Source organism: Methyloversatilis sp. S146-33 (genome assembly GCF_059552495.1).
Genome location: NZ_JCANOT010000032.1, coordinates 76,744 through 94,016, shown reverse-complemented (window position 1 = coordinate 94,016; position 17,273 = coordinate 76,744). Strand labels below are relative to the sequence as shown.

The window sequence follows — 17,273 nt, the reverse complement described above, 5'->3', positions numbered from 1 at the left end:
TCAGTACTGCAGCAGCGCGTGGCTATTCCAGCCGCGCGCGGCGAGCAGGGCCGACCCGCCGAGCGCCGGCAGATCGATCAGGAAGCGGAAGCCGACGAGCCGGCCGCCGGCGCGTTCGACCAGTTCGCCGCAGGCCACGGCGGTGCCGCCGGTGGCGATCAGGTCGTCCAGCACCAGCACGCGTGACCCGCTGGCGAAAGCGCCGACGTGCATTTCCAGCCGGTCGCTGCCGTACTCGAGCGCGTAGTCGACGCCCAGCGTCGGGCCCGGCAGCTTGCCGGGCTTGCGCACCGGCACCAGACCGGCGCCCAGTCGCTGCGCCAGCGCGCCCGCGAACAGGAAGCCGCGCGCCTCGATGGCGGCGACGATGTCGACGCTGCCCGGTTCGATGCTGCGTTCGAGTGCGTCCAGTGCCTGCGTCAAGCCGCGCGCGTCGGCCAGCAGCGGTGTGATGTCGCGGAACTGTATGCCCGGCTCGGGAAAATCGGGAATGGTGCGGATCAGCGCGCGCAGCGGTGCAAGGTCGGACGGATATGTCATGGCGTTTCCTGGATGGCGGGCAGGCCGAGCCGGGCGCGTCGTTCGTCGCGCGGCAGCGCAGCCAGCTCGCGCATGGTCGCCCATACGGCGGGCATGTCGGGTGAGGCGGCGATCAGTCGCGTGAAGGCCGGTCTGGCTGCCGTGTAGAGGCCGATTGACGCCAGCGTCGCGTTGTTGATGTCCTGCGCGAACCAGCGATCGTAGCCGCGGAAGCCGGCCCAGCGCGTCTCGCGCAGAGCGCGATAATCCGCGCCCAGTTCTTCGAGCAGGCGCGCCTTGCCGGCGTGTTTTTCGGAATCCGCCATATCGCTGCGATAAAGGGTGTCCAGGGCGTCGCGGTAGCGGATCACCAGCGCTGAGAAATCGCTGCGCAGCCGCTGCGCCCGCTCGAACCCTTCGCGCAGCCCTTCTTTGCCGGGGCGCGCAAGCCAGCGGCGCACGCCTTCCTCTTCCACCGCGCTGGCGAAGGACTCATTGAATTCGGTGTCGTCGCGCACGTAGACGATCTGGTGCGCCAGTTCATGCACGATGAGACGCACCAGTTCCGTTTCCGGGTAGTGGATGAAGGTGTTCAGCAGCGGATCGTCGAACCAGCCCAGCGTCGAGTAGGCCGGCACGCCGCTCACGTGCACGTCCAGTCCCTCGCGCGCCAGTGCGTCGGCGTGGCGGCGTGCGTCGGCTTCGGCGAAGAAGCCGCGATAGCTGACGCAGCCGGCGATGGGGAAGCAGGACTGGCGCGGCTTGACCGACAGCGGCTCGGTGGCGAACACGTTCCAGACCACGAACGGCCGTCCGAGGTCGGCGTAACGGCGATAGCTGCCGTTGTCGGGCAGGGCCATCTCGCGGCTGGCCCAGTCGCGGATCTCTGCCGCCAGTGCGAGCTTGTCGCGCAGCGTCTGCGTGTTCGACGGGTCGGCATCGACCTCGGCCAGCGGCCGCGCCAGCCGCCACAGCTCGAACTGGCCGTGTGCCGCCTGCCAGTAGTAGCGTGGCGAGAAGCTGCCGTTGCAGCCGCCGAGCAGCAGCGCCAGGCCGACGACGAGGCCGAGGTGCCGGCGCCGCTCAGCCCGCGTCGCGGTGTCCGGCATAGGGGTCGGCGTAGGCGGGCACGACAGCGGGGGCCGTGTCCAGCGGCGCGTTGTCGATGGTGACCGGTATCCAGCCGCGTACGCTGTTGATGAACCAGACGGCTTGGGCGCGGCCGAGGTCCTCACAGGTGAGCACGCGTTCCATCAGTTCGCCGCGCTCCACCAGTTCGCGCCTGAGCGTGCCATCGAGCAGGCCGCTGGATACCGGCGGCGTGTACCGGCCGCCATCGATGTCGAGCACCAGGTTGCCGCGCGTGAATTCAGTCAGCTCGCCGGCGTCATTCCACAGCAGCACGTCGAAGGCGCTGCCGGCGACCTGCGACAGGTGGGCGTCGTAAATGCCCCGGCGTGTGGTCTTGTGATAGAGCAGCGGTTCGGCGCGGGACACCGGTGCCGACGCCAGCCTGACCTTGCGCGGGCTGTTGTCGGGCTCGCCAGCAGCGCTGCTTTCGATACGCAGGCGGCCGTCGGCGGCGCACAGCAGGCGCACACGCAGACGACCCTGCGGGTGTGCCGCCGCGTGCGCTGCCAGCACCGCCGCCGGATCCTGCGGCGCGGCGAAACCGAAATGGCGTGCCGAGGCGGTGAGTCTGGCGAGGTGGCGGTCGAGCAGTTCGTAGCGGCCATCGACCAGCAGCAGCGTTTCGAACAGTTCGAAGCCATTGCCGGCGCGCGTCAGGAAGCGGCTCTTGGTCTGCACTTCGGCGTACTCGTCGGCGGCGACCGAATCCCAGGTGATGCCGCCGCCCAGACCACACTCCATCCGTCCGCTTGCTGCGTCGAGCGTGACCGTGCGGATGGCGACGTTGAAGCGCGCCGCACCGCCGGGGGCCACGTGACCGATCGCGCCACAGTAGACCGCGCGTGGCGATTTCTCGAGGTCGGCGATGATGTCCATCGACTTCAGCTTCGGCGCGCCGGTGATCGAGCCACACGGGAACAGGGCGGCAAACACGTCGTCCAGCGTCACTTCGGGGCGGGTGCGCGCGGTGATGGTCGAGGTCATCTGCAGCACGGTCGGGTAGTTCTCGATCGAGAACAGGTGCGGCACCCGGACGCCACCCGGCATCGACAGCCGCGACAGGTCGTTGCGCAGCAGGTCGACGATCATCAGGTTCTCGGCGCGGTTCTTTTCCGAATCGCGCAGCCAGCGCGCGAGTTCGGCGTCCTCTTCCGGCAATTGGCCGCGCCGTGCGGTGCCCTTCATCGGCCGTGTCGTCAGCACGCCGTCCTGCCATGCGAAGAACAGCTCCGGCGACGCCGACAGGATGTGGTGGGTGCCGATGTCCGCGTAGGCGCAGAACTCGGCCTGCTGCGCCTGTCGCAATTGCTCGTAGTAGGACTGCGCGTCGCCGGAAAAGCGCGCGCGGGCGCGCACCGTGTAATTCATCTGGTAGGCGTCGCCGCGGCGGATGGCGGCGTGGATTGCATCGATCGCCTGCCCGTATTCGTCACGCCCGGTATCCAGTTCCCATGCCGGCACCTCGAACGGGGCCGGTGCATCAGGGCCGCAGTCGATCGGGGCGTGGTGCAGGCCGAACCACACCAGCGGTACGCTGCATCCGCTGCGCACGCGCGCCGCGCGATCGAAGGCGGGCGCCGCCTCGTAGGCGACGTAGCCGACCGCGTGCAGACCGCCGTGCGTGGCCTCGGCCACGCGACGCAAGGCAGGGCGGACGGCGTCCACGTGGTCCGCGCGAACCACTTCCAGCGGTTCGCCGAACACGAGGCGGCGTGGCAGTCTGTCCGGGGTCGAGAAATCGAGTATGAATTTCATGGTGTTGCCGGCAGCGGGCCGGTGCTGGCGTGAGCAGTGTTCAGACGACGTGCGGTGCGATGTAGAGCGCGATCACGCGTCGGCCGAGCAGCGTGACAGAGCCGTGGCGGCGGTTGTTCCCGGTGTCGCTGTATTCGAAGGCATAGGTCCGCTTGATGCGCATCTGTCCCTCCTCGTCGCGGGCGAGCGAGGTCGAGCGGATGGCTACGGTATCATCGAGCAGTTGGGTGCCTTCCGCATTGCAGGCGGCACGGCTGGCTTCCATACCCGCCTCGCGCGCATTCAGGCTGTCGAGCCAGAACCATATCAGGCCGCCGATCAGCAGCAGCGACACGAGTTCGAAGGTCGGCATGTCAGTGCTCCGGTTGCGCCATCGGCTGGCGCGCGACGTATCGCGCCAGCTTGCCGTCGATGCGCTCGGCCAGTTGGGCCGCCAGCTGTGCAGGGCTGCGCTCCGGATAAAGGCGGGACAGCACCAGCAGCAGACACAGCAACACGTCGGCGGCTTCGTCGAGTGACGCGTCGGCGGGCAGCGTCTTGTGCGGTTTGTAGCCGCGCTGGACCAGCACGGCCTCCGCCAGTTCGCCGGATTCCTCGGTCAGCTTGCACAGCAGCATCAGCGGATCCATCCGTTCGTGAGTCACGAACACGGACAAGGCCTCGGCAAAGGCGTCGGGAGAGAAAGACATATGTAAGACGATATGAACCGGGAAGCGTGCCCGATTCTATCGTGTGCAAGAGGGTTGGTCGGGGATTGGTCGGCGCGGCCCGCTTTGTCTGCCGCCGGCGGCGGAGCAAGGCATGGCATGCTGCCGTCGCCGCGTGGCGGGCATGCTGCATTACGGAAACATTTCACGCAACGGCGTTGTAACACGCGCCCGATACTGTTCAGCCTTGGTCAGTTGGGCTATCTTGGCCGACGGCCTCATGTCACAAATCAGCAATAATCATTCGGGGAAAACATGCCACATCACGCACGCCGTTCCATCGCCTTGACCGTCATCGCTGCAGCCATCCTGACTGCCTGCGGCGGCGAGGGCGGCGAAAAGAAGACGGCGACTCAGGTTGCCGCAAAGGTTAACGGCGGTGAAGTTTCGGTGCATCAGATCAATCAGGTCATGCAGCGTACCAATGTGGCGAACCCCGAGCAGGCCAAGGCGGCCAGCCGTCAGGTTCTCGAGCGCCTGATCGACCAGGAGCTGCTGGTGCAGCAGGCGGTCGAGAAGAAGCTGGACCGCGATCCGAAGACGCTGCAGGCGATCGAGGCTGCGCGTCGCGAGGTGCTTGCCCGTGCCTACCTCGAGCAGGTGTCCAGCGCTGCGGTCAAGCCGACCGACAGCGAAATTAAGGATTACTACAGCCAGCACCCGGAGCTGTTCTCCGAGCGCCGCATCTTCAATCTGCGTGAGCTGGCCATCGCCGCCGGCCCCGACTTCACGCCCAAGCTCGAACAGTTCATGTCGCAGCCGCGCAATCTGCAGCAGATCGCCGAATGGCTGCGCAGCGAGAACGTGCGCTTCACCGCCAATGCGGTGACCAAGCCCGCCGAACAACTGCCGCTCGAAATGGTGAAGCGAGTGCACCAGATCAAGGACGGCCAGATCGGCGTGCTCGGCACCTCTAACGGCATTCTGGTGATCGAGGTGGCTGCCTCGCGCAGCGTGCCGGTCGACGAGAACGCCGCACGGCCGGTGATCGAGCAGTTCCTGCTGAACCAGCGCAAGGGTGAGCTGGCGCAGTCGGAAGTGAAGAAGCTGCGTGAGAGCGGCAAGATCGAGTACATGGGCGAATTCACTGCGCCTGCGCCGGCAGCTGCTGCACCGGCCGCTGCATCTGCCGCACCGGCTGCTGCGCCTGCCGCCGCTACCGAATCGGCGGTGGACAAGGGACTTTCGGGGCTCAAGTGAGCCTCTCTCGGGACGGCGCCGCGCCGATGCACGGCGCCGTCCTTTCGGACTGATCAACTGGAAACCCCTCGATATGACGAAGTTCGTACGTCTGCTGCTAGGCCTTTGTTTCGGAATGCTGCTGCTGCCGGCCGCCAGTGCCGCCGATGCACGTGAGTACGTGCTCGGTTCGGGCGACATCATCCGCGTCACCGTGTTTCAGAACCCGGACCTGACGGTCGAGACGCGGGTGACCGAGAACGGCAGCATCACCTATCCGCTGATCGGTGGCGTGACGGTCGGCGGTCTGACGCTGCCGGCGACCGAGAAGCTGATCGCCGACAAGCTGCGCGACGGCGGTTTCGTGCTGAAGCCGCAGGTGAACGTGCTGCTGCTGCAGATCCGCGGCAACCAGGTTTCGGTGCTGGGCATGGTGAATCGCCCGGGCCGCTATCCGATCGAGATCGCCAATACCCGGGTCACCGACATGCTGGCTACTGCCGGCGGTGCGTCGGTCAGCGGTGCCGACATCGTGACGCTGGTGGGTACCCGCAACGACAAGCCCTTCCGCGCCGAGATCGACATTCCGGCCCTGTTCCAGCCGGAAGGGATCAATGCGGACATTCCCGTCATGGGGGGCGACATCCTCTACATCCACCGCGCGCCGGTGTTCTACATCTACGGGGAAGTGAATCGTCCGGGTTCCTACCGCCTCGAGCGCGGCATGACCGTGATGCAGGCGCTCGCGCAAGGAGGCGGCATCACGCTGCGCGGCACCGACAAGCGCCTCAAGCTGCATCGCCGCAATGCGGCCGGTGTGGTGGAGGCGATCGAGCCCGACATGTCGATGACGCTGCAGAGCGACGATGTCGTTTACGTGCGCGAAAGCCTTTTCTGATCGGATGATTCCATGACGTTTCAGCAATTCCTGCTCATTCTGCGTGCGCGCTGGCTGGTCGGCCTGGCCGTGCTTCTGGTCGTCGTCGCCACTACGGTGGTGGTCAGTCTGGTGCTGCCCAAGCAATACACTTCGGCTACCTCGGTGCTGATCGACGTGAAGTCGCCCGATCCCATCCTTGGTGTCACGCTGCCGGCGCTGGTGACGCCGGGCTACATGGCGACCCAGGTGGACATCGTCACTTCGGATCGCGTCGCCCAGCGCGTGGTGCGCATGCTTGGTTTTGAGAAGAGCGCGCAGGCGGTCGAACAATGGCGCGAAGCGACCGATGGTCAGGGCTCGATGGACGCCTATTTCGCCGATCTGCTGAAGAAGAAGCTCGACGTCAAGCCGTCGCGCGACTCGAACGTGCTGTCCATCGCGTTCAGCGGCCAGGATCCGGCGTTTTCCGCGGCCGTCGCGAACGCCTTCGCGCAGGCTTACATCGACACCAACCTCGAACTGAAGATCGAACCAGCCAAGCAGTACGCGAACTGGTTCGCCGGCCAGTCCAAGGCACTGCGCGAGAACCTCGAGCAGGCGCAGAGCAAGCTGTCGGCCTTCCAGCAGGAAACCGGCATCGTCAACACGGACGAGCGTCTCGACATCGAGAGCGCGCGCCTGGCCGAGCTCTCCAGCCAGTACACCGCGATCCAGGCGCAGCGCAGCGACAGCTCGTCGCGCCAGGCGCAGGTCAGCCAGTCGCAGATTGAAACGCTGCCCGAAGTGCAGCAGAACTCGCTCATCATCGGCCTGAAGTCGGAACTGGCGCGCGGTGAGTCGAGGCTGAACGAAATGAGCCAGCGCTTCGGCCGCAACCACCCGGAGTACCAGCGCGCCCAGGGCGAGGTCGATACCCTGCGCAGCAAGCTCGACGCCGAAATGAAGAAGGTGGCCAGCACGCTCAGCACCAGCAACCGCGTGAATGTGCAGCGGGAAGCCGAAGTGCGTGCAGCGCTGGCGGCGCAGAAGAACCGCGTGCTCGAACTGAAGAAGCAGCGCGACGACCTGGCCGTCCTGCAGCGCGAGGTCGAGAGCGCGCAGCGCGCCTACGACGCCGTGGCCCAGCGCTTCACCCAGACCAGCCTCGAAAGCCAGACCACGCAGACCAATATCGTCGTGCTGACGCCGGCGATCGCACCGGTCGAGCACTCCAGTCCCAACCTGCTGCTGAACACGCTGGTCGCCATCTTCCTTGGCGTGCTGCTGGCGGTCGGCACCGTGCTGTTGCTTGAACTGCTGGATCAGCGTGTGCGTGGTGACGACGATCTGCAGCAACTGCTTGGTGTGCCGGTGCTCGGCCTGATCTCGACCGTCAAGTTCAACAAGGGCGCCAAACGCGCCCGCGCGGCCACCGCCTGAAGGACATCACCATGAACGCACCCACTTCCATCGATACCGGGTCCGGGCGGGCCATCGGCGCCATCCTGATCGACGCTGGCCGGTTGAGCCCGGACGGCGCCGAGCGCATCCTGCGTGCGCAGCGCGAGCGCGGCCTGCGCTTCGGCGACGCGGCGATCTCGCTCGGCCTGCTGAAGGAATCCGACATCCAGTTCGCGCTGTCGCGCCAGTTCGACTACCCATTCCTGCAGGCTGGCGAAAGCGCAGTCAGTGACGAGGTGATCGCGGCCTATCGCCCCTTCACCCACCAGGTCGAAGAGCTGCGCGCGCTGCGCAGTCAGCTCATGCTGCGCTGGTTCGACGCCGAAGCCGAGCGGAAGACGCTGGCCATCGTCAGTCCGGAGCGTGGCGAGGGGCGCAGCTTCATCGCCGCCAATCTGGCCGTCGTGTTCTCCCAGCTGGGCGAGCGCACGCTGCTGATCGACGCCGACATGCGCAACCCGCGTCAGCACACGTTGTTCTCGGTCAGCAACCGGGTCGGTCTGTCGGAAACGCTGGCCGGGCGCGGTGGTCCGGATGCAGTGCAGCGCGTGCCGGCGCTGCTCGACCTGTGCGTGATGCCGGCCGGTGCAGTGCCGCCGAACCCGCAGGAACTGCTGTCGCGACCGGTGTTCAGCCAGTTGCTGGGGCAGTTGTCGAAGGACTTCGACGTCATCCTGATCGACACGCCTGCAGGCGCCGAGTACGCCGACGCGCAGACCATTGCCGTACGCGCGAGCGGTGCGCTGATGGTGGCGCGCAAGAACGTGAGCCGCGCCTCGCGCCTGCGTCGCCTGGCCGACGAACTGATCACCGCCAGCGCGACAGTCGTCGGCTCGGTGATGAACGAGCCCTGATCGTGCCGACTGCGACCAGGGACACACTGCCCCGCGTCATCGTGCTGACACTGAGCTCTCACAGTGCCAGCCGGCGCAAGGCCGATGCAGCGGCCTGAGTGCCGGTCATGAGCAGCGACGCCGATCTGCTCTTCATGAACGAGGCGCTTGCGCTCGCCCGTGAGGCGGGATCGCTCGGCGAGGTGCCAGTCGGCGCCGTCGTGGTCTGCGACGGCGAGATTGTCGGCCGCGGCTTCAATCGCCCGATCATGGCCAACGACCCGACCGCCCATGCCGAGGTGATGGCCTTGCGCGCGGCGGGACAGGCGCTTGCCAATTACCGCATGCCCGGCTGCACGCTCTACGTGACGCTGGAGCCGTGCGCGATGTGCAGCGGTGCGATCCAGCACGCGCGCATCGCGCGGGTCGTGTTCGGCGCGCGCGACCCGAAGACCGGATGCTGTGGCAGCGTGACCGACCTGTTCGCCGAGCCCAGGCTCAACCATCATGCTGAAGTCGAGTCCGGCGTGCTGGCGGAGGAATGCGGTCGCCTGCTGAGCGACTTTTTCGCCGCCCGCCGCCGACGCATCGAAACCGCCTGATGCATATCGACATCGACATCCGTTCGCAGTGGCTGCGCCTGTACGACGAGGCCGGCGTGCTGATCCGCCGCTACCGGGTATCGACCGCTAAGAACGGCGCCGGCGAGCAGCGCGGCAGCTTCCGCACGCCGCGCGGGCGGCACGTGATCCGCGCCCGCATCGGCGCCGGTGCGCCGGCGAACACGGTGTTCGTGCGCCGGCGCCCCACCGGCGAACTGTGGTCGCCCGAGCTGGCGGCCGCACATCCGGGCCGCGACTGGATACTGACGCGCATTCTCTGGCTGTCGGGCTGCGAGCCGGGCGTGAACCGGCTGGGTGAAGTCGATACGATGCGTCGCTACATCTATCTGCACGGCAGCCCGGATACGGCGGAGATAGGCGTACCCGGCTCGATCGGCTGCGTGCGCATGCGCAATCGCGACATCATCGAACTGTTCGACCTGGTGCCGGCGGGCACCCCGGTCCGCATCACGGACTGAGCGTGCTGCGCGTCGAACTGGGTGACTGGGCGTCGATGGCGCCAGCGCTCGAAGCGATACGCCGCGAAGTATTCATCGTCGAACAGCTGGTTCCGGAAGAGATGGAGTGGGACGCCGACGACGCCACCAGCGTGCATGCGCTGGCGCTGCTCGACGGTCACCCGGTCGGTTGCGGGCGACTGTTGCCCGACGGCCACATCGGCCGCATGGCCGTGCGCGCGCCGCACCGCTCAAGAGGCATCGGCCGGGCGCTGCTGCAGGCTTTGCTCGCCGAGGCGCGGCGGCGCGGCATGCGCGAGGTGGTGCTGCATGCGCAGACGCATGCGCTGCGCTTCTACGAGGCGCAGGGTTTCGTTGCCGACGGACCGTTATTCGACGAGGCCGGCATCCCTCACCGGCGGATGTCGCAGGCCTTAGTCAGCTGAGACAGGAAGTCGTCCCCCAGCGGCTTGACGATGAAGTCGGTCACGCGCGGGAAGGTGAAGGCGCGGACGCGGTCGGCTTCCAGCGGTGACGAACTGAGCATGCAGACGCGGGCATCCGCCTGATGCGCCGCAGGCAGCTGGTGGAACTGCTCGAGAAACTCGAAGCCATTCATGCGCGGCATGTTGATGTCGAGCAGGATGAGGTCGACCGCGTGGCCCGGGTGCGCGTGGAACCACTCCAGCGCCTTTTCCGCCCACTCGAAGACCAGCAGCTCCGTCGCCAGGCCGGAGCGCTCGATCATCATGCCGTGAAAGAAGTTGTCGGCGTCGTTGTCGTCGATCAGCATCACGGTGCGCAGCGCTGCGGTCGTCATTGTGCAAACTCCGATTGATCGGTGCGGCGCACGCGGGATCGAGGCGCCTGCGTTCGGGCGGCGACGGGCGGAAGGGGGGCGACAGTTCCGACGCCATCGGCTGTCATCGGCATGGCGAGCGTCCTGACAGGCATACGGGCATCACATTATCTCCGTCCGCTGCATCGTATGTGACGCGATGCCGATGCGGCATCTCGCGGGCAATGCCAGCACGAAACGGCTGCCGGCGCCGGGCTGCGACTCGACGAAGATGCGGCCATGGTGCATGTCGGCGATACGACGGCTCAGTGCGAGTCCGAGGCCTGTGCCCTCGTACTCGGCCTGTGCATGCAGCCGCTGGAAAGCCTCGAAGATGCGCTCCTGGAATTCCGGTGCGATGCCTATGCCGTTGTCGCGCACCGATATGTGCAGTTCGTCGCCGACCACGGCGTAAGCGATATCGACTTCCGGCGGCGTGCCCGGCGCGTGAAACTTAAGCGCGTTGTCGATCACGTTCTGCAGCAGCAGACCGAGCAGGCTGCGGTCGCCGCGAATGACCGGCAGCGGTGTGACGCGGACGGTCGCGCCGGTGCGACTGATAGCGGCGGCCAGCGACTGGCGCGTTTCTTCCACCAGTTCCGCCAGATTTATGGCGTCCATCCGTGCCTCGGTCGCGTCGAGCCGGACGAAGGCAAGCAGATCGTCCACCAGCGCGCGCAGCCGCTCGCCCCCACGCACGATGAAGTCCACGTAGCGCTCGCGTCGCGTGGCGTCCGCCTCGTGGGCTTCGCGCCGGAGCAGCTTGGCGAAATTCAGGATGGAGTTGATCGGCTCGCGCAGGTCATGCGAGGCGACGTGCACGAACTGCTGCAGCGCAATGTTGCTGCGTTCGAGTTCGGACAGCGTGCGCTGAAGATGTTCCTCCGCTTGCAGCCGCGCCGTGATGTCTTCGCCGACACCGAGCAGGCCGGTGGTCGCACCCTGTTCGTCGTGCAGCCGCGTCGTGTTCCAGGACACGACGCGCAACTGACCGTCTGCCGTCAGTACGTGGCCGCGGAAACGGCGGGCCCCGTCGCGTTCGCCGCTGACCAGCTGAGCGAAGAAGGCGCGGGCATCGGCACGCTCGTTTTCCGGAAAGCACAGCTCGAACCAGTCGCGTCCGGGCAGGCTGCTACCGGGATGGCCCAGCACCTCGGCCGCCATCCGGTTGGCGCGCACGATACGACCGTCGTTGTCCGCGACCACCATCATGTTGCCGGCGATGTCGAAGTACAGCTCAGCGCGGTCCCGTTCCGCCTTCAGTTCGGCGGTGCGATGGTCGACCAGCGCTTTCATTTCGGCGTTGAAACGCTGCAACTGCTGTTCGAACAGGTTCTGCCGCGCGTGCGCGGCCTGCAGTTCGCTCACGTGCACGCGCAGTTCGATCTGCGCGACCACCTGCCGCGCCAGCGCGGCCAGTGCTTCGCGCTGGGCGGCGCCAAGCTCGTGTGCCACGGTGTCGATGACGCACAGCGTACCGATGCGCCGGCCATCGGCGACTTCGAGCGGCGCCCCGGCGTAGAAGCGGATCCCCGGCCCGCCCGTGACCAGCGGGTTGTCGCGAAAGCGCGCGTCCATCGTCGCGTCCGGCACCACCAGCACCTCGTGCTGCAAGATGGCGTGTGCGCAGAAGGCCTGCTCGCGCGGTGTTTCGGTGGCGTCCAGACCGATGCGCGACTTGAACCATTGCCGGTCCTGGTCGACCAGGCTGACCAGCGCGATCGGAGTGCCGCAGAGCTGCGAGGCAATGCGTGCCAGATCATCGAACGCCGGTTCGGGCGGCGTGTCGAGCAGCCGGCAGGCCTGCAGCGCCTGCAGGCGTTCGTGTTCGTCGGGCGGCAGTGGGGCTGCGATCGTGGAAGTCATGCTGCACGTGTCCGTAGCGGAGTGCTGCCGCTCATCCATCCACCCACCGCTGCCGCAGGGCGGGGGTGGTGGCGACGGCGGGCAGTGTCGGCCTGTTGTCGGCATTCTGCCTTCAAACTTGACTGACCGCCGGTGTCCGCGAGCGTTCAGCGATCGATCGCGATGCGGCGCCTGCCGTCCGCCCGCCCGCCCGGGCCGTAGCAGCGCTCCTCGACGTCGATGCGGCTGTGACACATGGTCAGCACGGTGCTCGACCGGGTGCCATAGTCCTCGCCGGCAATGAAGACCGGCGACAGACGGCGCTCCCATTCGAGACCGACGCCAGTGTCCGGCAGGTCGGCGTCGGCCGCCGGCGTGTCGTCGCGCAGCGTGTCGAACAGCGCGTCCTGGCGCGCCTCGGCGTCGGTCAGGGCGAGCGCCCGTGCAAAGCCGTCGCGGGCGCGCAGCAGCTTGGGCCAGGGCGTGCCCGGAAGGTGGTTGGACAGCGCATGGATGCCGTCGTCGAGCACGCGCCACTGCGCCTCTGCACCGTGGCGATGGCCGACCCACACCAGCGTGTCGCCGTCGCAGAGCAGCAGATTGAAACCGTTGTAGGCACCGGCCTCGTCGCAGGTCTGCCGGGCGTAGTCGTCCGCTGTCTGCCGGCCGGCCAGGAAGCCGGCGACCAGTTCGCCGCGCGAGCGGGTGTGGTTGCGCTGCGCCGACGGGTCGCGGTAGTTGGTCAGGGCGGCGAAACGGCCGCAGCGGCTCACGCCCATCCAGCTGCCGCCTGACTGCAGGTCGCGCCCGGCCAGTACTTGCGGCGCATCCGGCCAGAAGTCGAGTGCGGCCGTTGGGCGACGGTGGAACTCATCGCGATTGGCGGCGACGATGAGCGGGCAGTCCGGCTGCTGCTTCCAGCCGAGCACGATGAGACACATGGGTGCGGCGTCCGTCAGGCGGCGCGGAAGCGCTCGAGATGGCGCACGCTGTCAGGCGCCAGGAATTCGTACAAGCCGTGGCTCTGCACGTGGCAGCCCAGTTCCAGCTCGAACAGCCGCTGATTGTTCACGCCCTCATACACTTCCATCCAGGTCTGCGGGTCGTCCAGCCGCCTGCGCACGCGGCCGGCGACGCCGGTGGCCGCCTGCAGCGAGGCCTGCATGGTGCTCAATGCGACCAGCAGCGCCGCCTCGCGGGTGGTGTCGATGCGGTAGTAGATGTAGTAGTCGATGCGCACCGTCATTCGCCGAGCGCGTAGGGCAGGGCAGTGAAGCGCAGCACCGGCCCCTCCAGCCCGCCGATGCGCACCTCGCCCGCTTCGGTGCTCGACATCTGAACCACGGCGAGCAGATCGCAGCCGCCGTCCGGCAGTGCGACCGCATCGACCACCAGGCCGCAGGCCTGTCCGTTCGTGTCCACGCCGTGTACCGGCGTGCCCGCCGCCGGCGGCGGGCAGTCGGCGCTTGCGCGGTACATGCGGCGCTTCAGCTTGCCAAGGTACTGCGTGCGGGCGACGATCTCCTGCCCGGGGTAGCAGCCCTTCTTGAAACTGACGCCGCCGGTCAGTTCGAAGTTGACCATCTGCGGCACGAACTCCTCCTGCGTGCCCGGCCATACGCTGACCAGGCCGTCGCGGATGTCGAACCAGCGCCACGCCGGCGTGCCGGCCGGCGTCGCACGGCTGCTCAGCGCGCTCCAGACCGCTTCGAGCCGGTCGGCCGGCAGCACGATCTCGAAGCGGTCGTTCGCCAGGCGAAGCACGCGCACGCCATCGGCCGCCGCCTGCGTCATCGGTGCCGCCGGCACCGGCAGCCCGGCCGCATGCAGCGTGGCTTCGGCATCGCGGCCGGCCAGTCCGAGCGCCGGCATCGCCCCGGTCGCGTCGGTCAGCGTGGCCTTGGCGCGCAGGATGTACATCGACAGCTTCTTGCGCATCGCCTCGGCCAGCGCACGCGGCAACTGCAGCACGGTGGCGTCGCCGTCGCGCCACATCGTGAAAGTGGCGAGCAGGCGCCCCTTGGCCGTGCAGAAACCGGCGCTGCGCACGCCGTCGACCGGCAGGCCCTTGACGTCGTTGGTCATCAGGTTGTGCAGGAAGCTGGCGGCGTCCTCGCCGTCGGCGCGCAGCCGGGCGAGATGGGTCAGCGGTACCAGCACGGTGCCTTCGCGGGCGGAGCGCATTTCGGCGACGGCGTCCTGCATGGCGGGGAACTGGCGGTCGTCGGCTGCGGTGCCGGAGGGGATGAGATCGTCGAGCATCATGATGTTGCGAAATCCGTAGGCAGGAGAGGTTGCCGAAAAGGTTAACATACGGGGCCGCGCGTGCTGCCTGCGCGTTCCCGCCTCTTTCGCATGACCCGTCTGCTTGTCCGTCTGTTCCTTCTTCTGGCTGTACTCGCCGCGCTGATCGGTGCCGCGCTGGTCTGGTACGCGCAGCGCCCGCTGCAGTGGAGCGGCGACGCCGTCGAGTACACGCTGCGTCCTGGCACCGCGCTGCGCCAGGCGGCGCGCCAGATCGAGGCGGCAGGTGTGCCGGTCGATGGCCGGCTGCTCGGCCTGATCGGCCGCGTCGCGGTCGATGGCACCCGGCTGCAGGCCGGCAGCTACGCTTTCAACAGCGGCGTCACGCCACTCGAACTGCTGGGCATGATGACGCGCGGCGACGTGAGCATGCGCGAGGTGCGCTTCATCGAAGGCTGGACCCTGAAGCAGATCCGCACTGCGCTGGCCGCCAGTCCCGACCTGAAGCAGGACGCCGTGGCGCTGTCCGACGCCGAACTGCTGGCCCGGCTCGGCAGCGACGCCACTTTCGTCGAGGGCTGGTTCTTTCCGGACACCTATCTGTTTGCCGCCGGCGACAGCGACCTGTCGATTCTGAAGCGCGCCCATCACGCGATGCGCGCGCAACTGGAACAGGCCTGGGCAGCGCGCGCGCCTGATCTGCCCTACGCCTCGCTGCAGGACGCGCTGATCATGGCGTCCATCGTCGAGAAGGAAACCGGCGCTGCGGCCGATCGCGACAAGGTGGCCTCCGTCTTCGTGAACCGGCTGCGTGCCGGCATGCCGCTGCAGACCGACCCCACCGTGATCTACGGGCTGGGTGAGCGCTTCGACGGCAATCTGACCCGCGCACATCTTCAGACCGACGGCCCGTACAACACCTATCTGCGGCGCGGCCTGCCGCCGACAGCGATTGCCGCGCCCGGGCGCGCGTCGATCGAAGCGGCGTTGAATCCGGCGCCCACCCGTTACTATTACTTCGTCGCGCGCGGCGACGGCAGCAGCGTGTTCTCGAAGACGCTGGCCGAGCACAACAGCGCGGTCGAACGTTACCAGCGGCGGCCGGCGCGCGCCGCACGCAACTGACGCCGGCCGTCACCCATCATTCCATTCATCCGAACCCGATGCACAACACCCGCTTCATCACCTTCGAAGGCATGGACGGCGCCGGCAAGAGCACGCAGATCGCCCGCACCGCCGACTGGCTGCGTGCGCGCGGTCATGCCGTGCTGCTGACCCGCGAGCCGGGCGGTACGCCGCTGGGCGAGTCGCTGCGCGCGCTGCTGCTGCACCAGGCCATGCACCCGGATACCGAAGCGCTGCTGATGTTCGCCGCCCGGCGTGAACACCTGGCGCAGGTGATCGAGCCGGCGCTGGCGCGGGGCGAATGGGTGCTGTGCGATCGTTTCACCGACGCGAGCTTTGCCTACCAGGGCGGCGGTCGCGGCCTGGACAAAGTGCGGCTCGAGGCGCTCGAAGCCTGGGTGCAGCGCGGATTGCAGCCCGGGCTCACGCTGCTGTTCGATCTGCCCTGCGAGGTGGCGGCGCAAAGACTGGCGGCCAGCGGCGGCGACCCCGACCGCTTCGAGCGCGAACAGTCAGATTTCTTCAACCGCGTGCGTGCCGCCTATCTCGCTCGCGCCGAGGCCGATGCGCGACGAATGCAGGTGCTCGACGCCGCAAGGACCCCGGAAGAAGTTTCCATTCAACTTGAAGAAATTCTTTCAAGGTACTGTTCCTGAATGATTTACGACTGGTGCAAACCGCAGTGGTCGCAGTTGATGGCGCTGGCCGAACGGATGCCGCACGCGCTGCTGCTGGCCGGGCCGTCCGGCCTGGGCAAGCGCGAGTTCGCCGAGGCGCTGGCGGCGCGCATGCTGTGCGAACGGGCGAGCGGCGAGCAGGGCGCCTGCGGCGAATGCGCTTCGTGCAGGCTGATCGCCACCGACAACCACCCGGACTGGCTGGTCGTGCGGCCGGAGGCGCTCGACGACGAGGCGGACGAGGTCGACGAGACGGCGTCCGACGACGGCGATGGCAAGGCGAAGTCGAAGCTCATCCGCATCGCCCAGGTGCGGGCGGTGACCGATCGTCTGGGCGTCGGCTCGCACCAGGGTGGCTACCGCGTGGTGCTGCTGTATCCGGCCGAAGCAATGAATGTCGACGCCGCGAACGCACTTCTTAAATCACTTGAAGAACCGCCACCCAAGACATTGTTTTTGCTGATTACTGACCATCCTCGCAAGCTGCTGCCGACGATACGCAGCCGCACCCGCGTGCTGTCCTTCCAGCAACCGCCCATCGACCAGTCGCTGGCCTGGCTCGCGGCCCAGGGCGTGCGTGACGCCGGCGACGCGCTGGCGCTGTGTGCTGGCTCGCCGCTGCATGCGCGCGACCTCGCCAGTTCGAAGGACGCTCAAATCCAGGCCCAGTTTGTCGATGATGTATCGAAGCACGCGCTGAGCGCGCCGCTGGAAGTTGCCGCGCGTTGGGACGGCTGGCTCAAGGGACGCAAGAAGGGCGAACCGGGCCTGACCGATCTGCCGACGCTGGTCACCTGGCTGCAGCGCTGGCTGGCCGACCTCGTGCTGCTGGCACAGGCCGGCGAGCCGCGGGTATTCGTCGGCCGGCGCGCCCAGCTCGGGCAGCTGGCGGAACGCAGCGACGTGGGCACTGTCCTGCGTGGGTACAATGAATTGCTGAAGGTGCGGGCGCTGGCGCATCACCCGCTGAATGCGCGCCTGTTCCTCGAAGACATGCTCATCCGTTACGCCCGTCTGTTCCGGTCGCAACGCTGAGCGCA

20 protein-coding genes are annotated in these 17,273 nt (G+C 67.4%); 10 read left to right on the top strand and 10 right to left on the bottom strand.

Annotation, left to right across the window (positions count from 1 at the left end):
• Genes AC51BJ_RS13410 through AC51BJ_RS13390 form a run of 5 tightly spaced genes read right to left on the bottom strand, consistent with a single transcriptional unit; the run spans position 1 to position 4,094 of the window.
• Positions 1 to 540 carry an adenine phosphoribosyltransferase gene (locus AC51BJ_RS13410; RefSeq protein ID WP_496280550.1) on the bottom strand — a complete coding sequence of 180 codons (540 nt, stop codon included), beginning with the start codon at positions 538 to 540 and terminating at the stop codon, positions 1 to 3.
• On the bottom strand, positions 537 to 1,628 hold the full coding sequence (locus tag AC51BJ_RS13405) for an aminopeptidase (protein ID WP_496280549.1): 1,092 nt from the start codon (positions 1,626 to 1,628) through the stop codon (positions 537 to 539). The genes AC51BJ_RS13410 and AC51BJ_RS13405 overlap by 4 nt, the downstream gene beginning before the upstream one ends.
• Entirely contained in the window at positions 1,603 to 3,405 is a 1,803-nt protein-coding gene (gene pabB / locus AC51BJ_RS13400; protein ID WP_496280548.1) for an aminodeoxychorismate synthase component I, read from the bottom strand. The genes AC51BJ_RS13405 and pabB overlap by 26 nt, the downstream gene beginning before the upstream one ends.
• Before the next feature lie 40 nt (positions 3,406 to 3,445).
• Entirely contained in the window at positions 3,446 to 3,757 is a 312-nt protein-coding gene (locus AC51BJ_RS13395) for a DUF3301 domain-containing protein (protein ID WP_020164466.1), read from the bottom strand.
• A gap of 1 nt (position 3,758) precedes the next feature.
• Positions 3,759 to 4,094, bottom strand: a complete 336-nt coding sequence (locus AC51BJ_RS13390; protein WP_496280547.1) for a nucleoside triphosphate pyrophosphohydrolase family protein — start codon at positions 4,092 to 4,094, stop codon at positions 3,759 to 3,761.
• Between the two features lie 273 nt (positions 4,095 to 4,367).
• On the opposite strand from AC51BJ_RS13390, the gene AC51BJ_RS13385 reads away from it, so the two are divergent.
• The 7 genes from AC51BJ_RS13385 to AC51BJ_RS13355 all read left to right on the top strand — a co-directional run bounded on the left by AC51BJ_RS13385 (position 4,368) and on the right by AC51BJ_RS13355 (position 9,950).
• Positions 4,368 to 5,312, top strand: coding sequence for an EpsD family peptidyl-prolyl cis-trans isomerase (locus AC51BJ_RS13385; protein ID WP_496280546.1), 945 nt, complete (start codon positions 4,368 to 4,370; stop codon positions 5,310 to 5,312).
• Positions 5,313 to 5,385: 73 nt separating this feature from the next.
• A complete protein-coding gene (gene epsE, locus AC51BJ_RS13380) occupies positions 5,386 to 6,189 on the top strand; it encodes a polysaccharide export protein EpsE (RefSeq protein ID WP_020164469.1) in 804 nt (267 codons plus the stop codon).
• A gap of 12 nt (positions 6,190 to 6,201) precedes the next feature.
• Positions 6,202 to 7,590: a chain length determinant protein EpsF gene (gene epsF, locus AC51BJ_RS13375; RefSeq protein ID WP_020164470.1), complete on the top strand. Its 1,389-nt coding sequence runs from the start codon at positions 6,202 to 6,204 to the stop codon at positions 7,588 to 7,590.
• Between the two features lie 11 nt (positions 7,591 to 7,601).
• Positions 7,602 to 8,465, top strand: a complete 864-nt coding sequence (gene epsG, locus AC51BJ_RS13370; RefSeq protein ID WP_019918454.1) for a chain length determinant protein tyrosine kinase EpsG — start codon at positions 7,602 to 7,604, stop codon at positions 8,463 to 8,465.
• Positions 8,466 to 8,572: 107 nt separating this feature from the next.
• Positions 8,573 to 9,046 (top strand): tRNA adenosine(34) deaminase TadA, encoded by a 474-nt coding sequence (tadA, locus tag AC51BJ_RS13365; RefSeq protein WP_496280545.1) that lies wholly within the window; start codon positions 8,573 to 8,575, stop codon positions 9,044 to 9,046.
• Positions 9,046 to 9,525, top strand: coding sequence for a L,D-transpeptidase family protein (locus AC51BJ_RS13360; RefSeq protein ID WP_496280544.1), 480 nt, complete (start codon positions 9,046 to 9,048; stop codon positions 9,523 to 9,525). The genes tadA and AC51BJ_RS13360 overlap by 1 nt, the downstream gene beginning before the upstream one ends.
• A gap of 2 nt (positions 9,526 to 9,527) precedes the next feature.
• A complete protein-coding gene (locus AC51BJ_RS13355) occupies positions 9,528 to 9,950 on the top strand; it encodes a GNAT family N-acetyltransferase (protein WP_496280543.1) in 423 nt (140 codons plus the stop codon).
• Here the strand turns inward: AC51BJ_RS13355 and AC51BJ_RS13350 are convergent.
• From AC51BJ_RS13350 to ygfZ, 5 genes are all read right to left on the bottom strand, one after another.
• Entirely contained in the window at positions 9,917 to 10,324 is a 408-nt protein-coding gene (locus AC51BJ_RS13350) for a response regulator (protein WP_496280542.1), read from the bottom strand. The genes AC51BJ_RS13355 and AC51BJ_RS13350 overlap by 34 nt on opposite strands.
• Before the next feature lie 141 nt (positions 10,325 to 10,465).
• Positions 10,466 to 12,208, bottom strand: a complete 1,743-nt coding sequence (locus AC51BJ_RS13345; RefSeq protein ID WP_496280541.1) for a sensor histidine kinase — start codon at positions 12,206 to 12,208, stop codon at positions 10,466 to 10,468.
• A gap of 146 nt (positions 12,209 to 12,354) precedes the next feature.
• Entirely contained in the window at positions 12,355 to 13,128 is a 774-nt protein-coding gene (locus AC51BJ_RS13340; protein WP_430433838.1) for an NRDE family protein, read from the bottom strand.
• 14 nt (positions 13,129 to 13,142) lie between these two features.
• Positions 13,143 to 13,433, bottom strand: a complete 291-nt coding sequence (locus AC51BJ_RS13335; RefSeq protein WP_430433839.1) for a DUF4936 family protein — start codon at positions 13,431 to 13,433, stop codon at positions 13,143 to 13,145.
• On the bottom strand, positions 13,430 to 14,452 hold the full coding sequence (gene ygfZ / locus AC51BJ_RS13330; protein ID WP_496280540.1) for a CAF17-like 4Fe-4S cluster assembly/insertion protein YgfZ: 1,023 nt from the start codon (positions 14,450 to 14,452) through the stop codon (positions 13,430 to 13,432). Before ygfZ ends, AC51BJ_RS13335 begins: the two co-directional genes overlap by 4 nt.
• 90 nt (positions 14,453 to 14,542) lie before the next feature.
• Here ygfZ and mltG point away from each other — a divergent pair, with 90 nt between their 5' ends.
• The 3 genes from mltG to holB are packed head-to-tail and all read left to right on the top strand — an operon-like array spanning position 14,543 to position 17,268.
• Entirely contained in the window at positions 14,543 to 15,556 is a 1,014-nt protein-coding gene (gene mltG, locus AC51BJ_RS13325) for an endolytic transglycosylase MltG (protein WP_496280539.1), read from the top strand.
• A gap of 38 nt (positions 15,557 to 15,594) precedes the next feature.
• Positions 15,595 to 16,212 (top strand): dTMP kinase, encoded by a 618-nt coding sequence (gene tmk, locus AC51BJ_RS13320; RefSeq protein ID WP_430433842.1) that lies wholly within the window; start codon positions 15,595 to 15,597, stop codon positions 16,210 to 16,212.
• Positions 16,213 to 17,268: a DNA polymerase III subunit delta' gene (gene holB / locus AC51BJ_RS13315; RefSeq protein WP_496280538.1), complete on the top strand. Its 1,056-nt coding sequence runs from the start codon at positions 16,213 to 16,215 to the stop codon at positions 17,266 to 17,268.
• Positions 17,269 to 17,273: the final 5 nt, after the last annotated feature.

What these genes read in the sequence shown, in the direction of transcription:
- epsG (WP_019918454.1), top strand. Translation starts at nt 7,602, where the DNA reads ATGAACGCACCCACTTCCATCGATACCGGGTCCGGGCGGGCCATCGGC.
- epsE (WP_020164469.1), top strand. Translation starts at nt 5,386, where the DNA reads ATGACGAAGTTCGTACGTCTGCTGCTAGGCCTTTGTTTCGGAATGCTG.
- pabB (WP_496280548.1), bottom strand. Translation starts at nt 3,405, where the DNA reads ATGAAATTCATACTCGATTTCTCGACCCCGGACAGACTGCCACGCCGC.
- AC51BJ_RS13340 (WP_430433838.1), bottom strand. Translation starts at nt 13,128, where the DNA reads ATGTGTCTCATCGTGCTCGGCTGGAAGCAGCAGCCGGACTGCCCGCTC.
- AC51BJ_RS13345 (WP_496280541.1), bottom strand. Translation starts at nt 12,208, where the DNA reads ATGACTTCCACGATCGCAGCCCCACTGCCGCCCGACGAACACGAACGC.
- AC51BJ_RS13390 (WP_496280547.1), bottom strand. Translation starts at nt 4,094, where the DNA reads ATGTCTTTCTCTCCCGACGCCTTTGCCGAGGCCTTGTCCGTGTTCGTG.
- AC51BJ_RS13385 (WP_496280546.1), top strand. Translation starts at nt 4,368, where the DNA reads ATGCCACATCACGCACGCCGTTCCATCGCCTTGACCGTCATCGCTGCA.
- tmk (WP_430433842.1), top strand. Translation starts at nt 15,595, where the DNA reads ATGCACAACACCCGCTTCATCACCTTCGAAGGCATGGACGGCGCCGGC.
- AC51BJ_RS13335 (WP_430433839.1), bottom strand. Translation starts at nt 13,433, where the DNA reads ATGACGGTGCGCATCGACTACTACATCTACTACCGCATCGACACCACC.
- AC51BJ_RS13350 (WP_496280542.1), bottom strand. Translation starts at nt 10,324, where the DNA reads ATGACGACCGCAGCGCTGCGCACCGTGATGCTGATCGACGACAACGAC.
- tadA (WP_496280545.1), top strand. Translation starts at nt 8,573, where the DNA reads ATGAGCAGCGACGCCGATCTGCTCTTCATGAACGAGGCGCTTGCGCTC.
- epsF (WP_020164470.1), top strand. Translation starts at nt 6,202, where the DNA reads ATGACGTTTCAGCAATTCCTGCTCATTCTGCGTGCGCGCTGGCTGGTC.
- AC51BJ_RS13360 (WP_496280544.1), top strand. Translation starts at nt 9,046, where the DNA reads ATGCATATCGACATCGACATCCGTTCGCAGTGGCTGCGCCTGTACGAC.
- AC51BJ_RS13405 (WP_496280549.1), bottom strand. Translation starts at nt 1,628, where the DNA reads ATGCCGGACACCGCGACGCGGGCTGAGCGGCGCCGGCACCTCGGCCTC.
- AC51BJ_RS13410 (WP_496280550.1), bottom strand. Translation starts at nt 540, where the DNA reads ATGACATATCCGTCCGACCTTGCACCGCTGCGCGCGCTGATCCGCACC.
- AC51BJ_RS13395 (WP_020164466.1), bottom strand. Translation starts at nt 3,757, where the DNA reads ATGCCGACCTTCGAACTCGTGTCGCTGCTGCTGATCGGCGGCCTGATA.
- holB (WP_496280538.1), top strand. Translation starts at nt 16,213, where the DNA reads ATGATTTACGACTGGTGCAAACCGCAGTGGTCGCAGTTGATGGCGCTG.
- ygfZ (WP_496280540.1), bottom strand. Translation starts at nt 14,452, where the DNA reads ATGATGCTCGACGATCTCATCCCCTCCGGCACCGCAGCCGACGACCGC.
- mltG (WP_496280539.1), top strand. Translation starts at nt 14,543, where the DNA reads ATGACCCGTCTGCTTGTCCGTCTGTTCCTTCTTCTGGCTGTACTCGCC.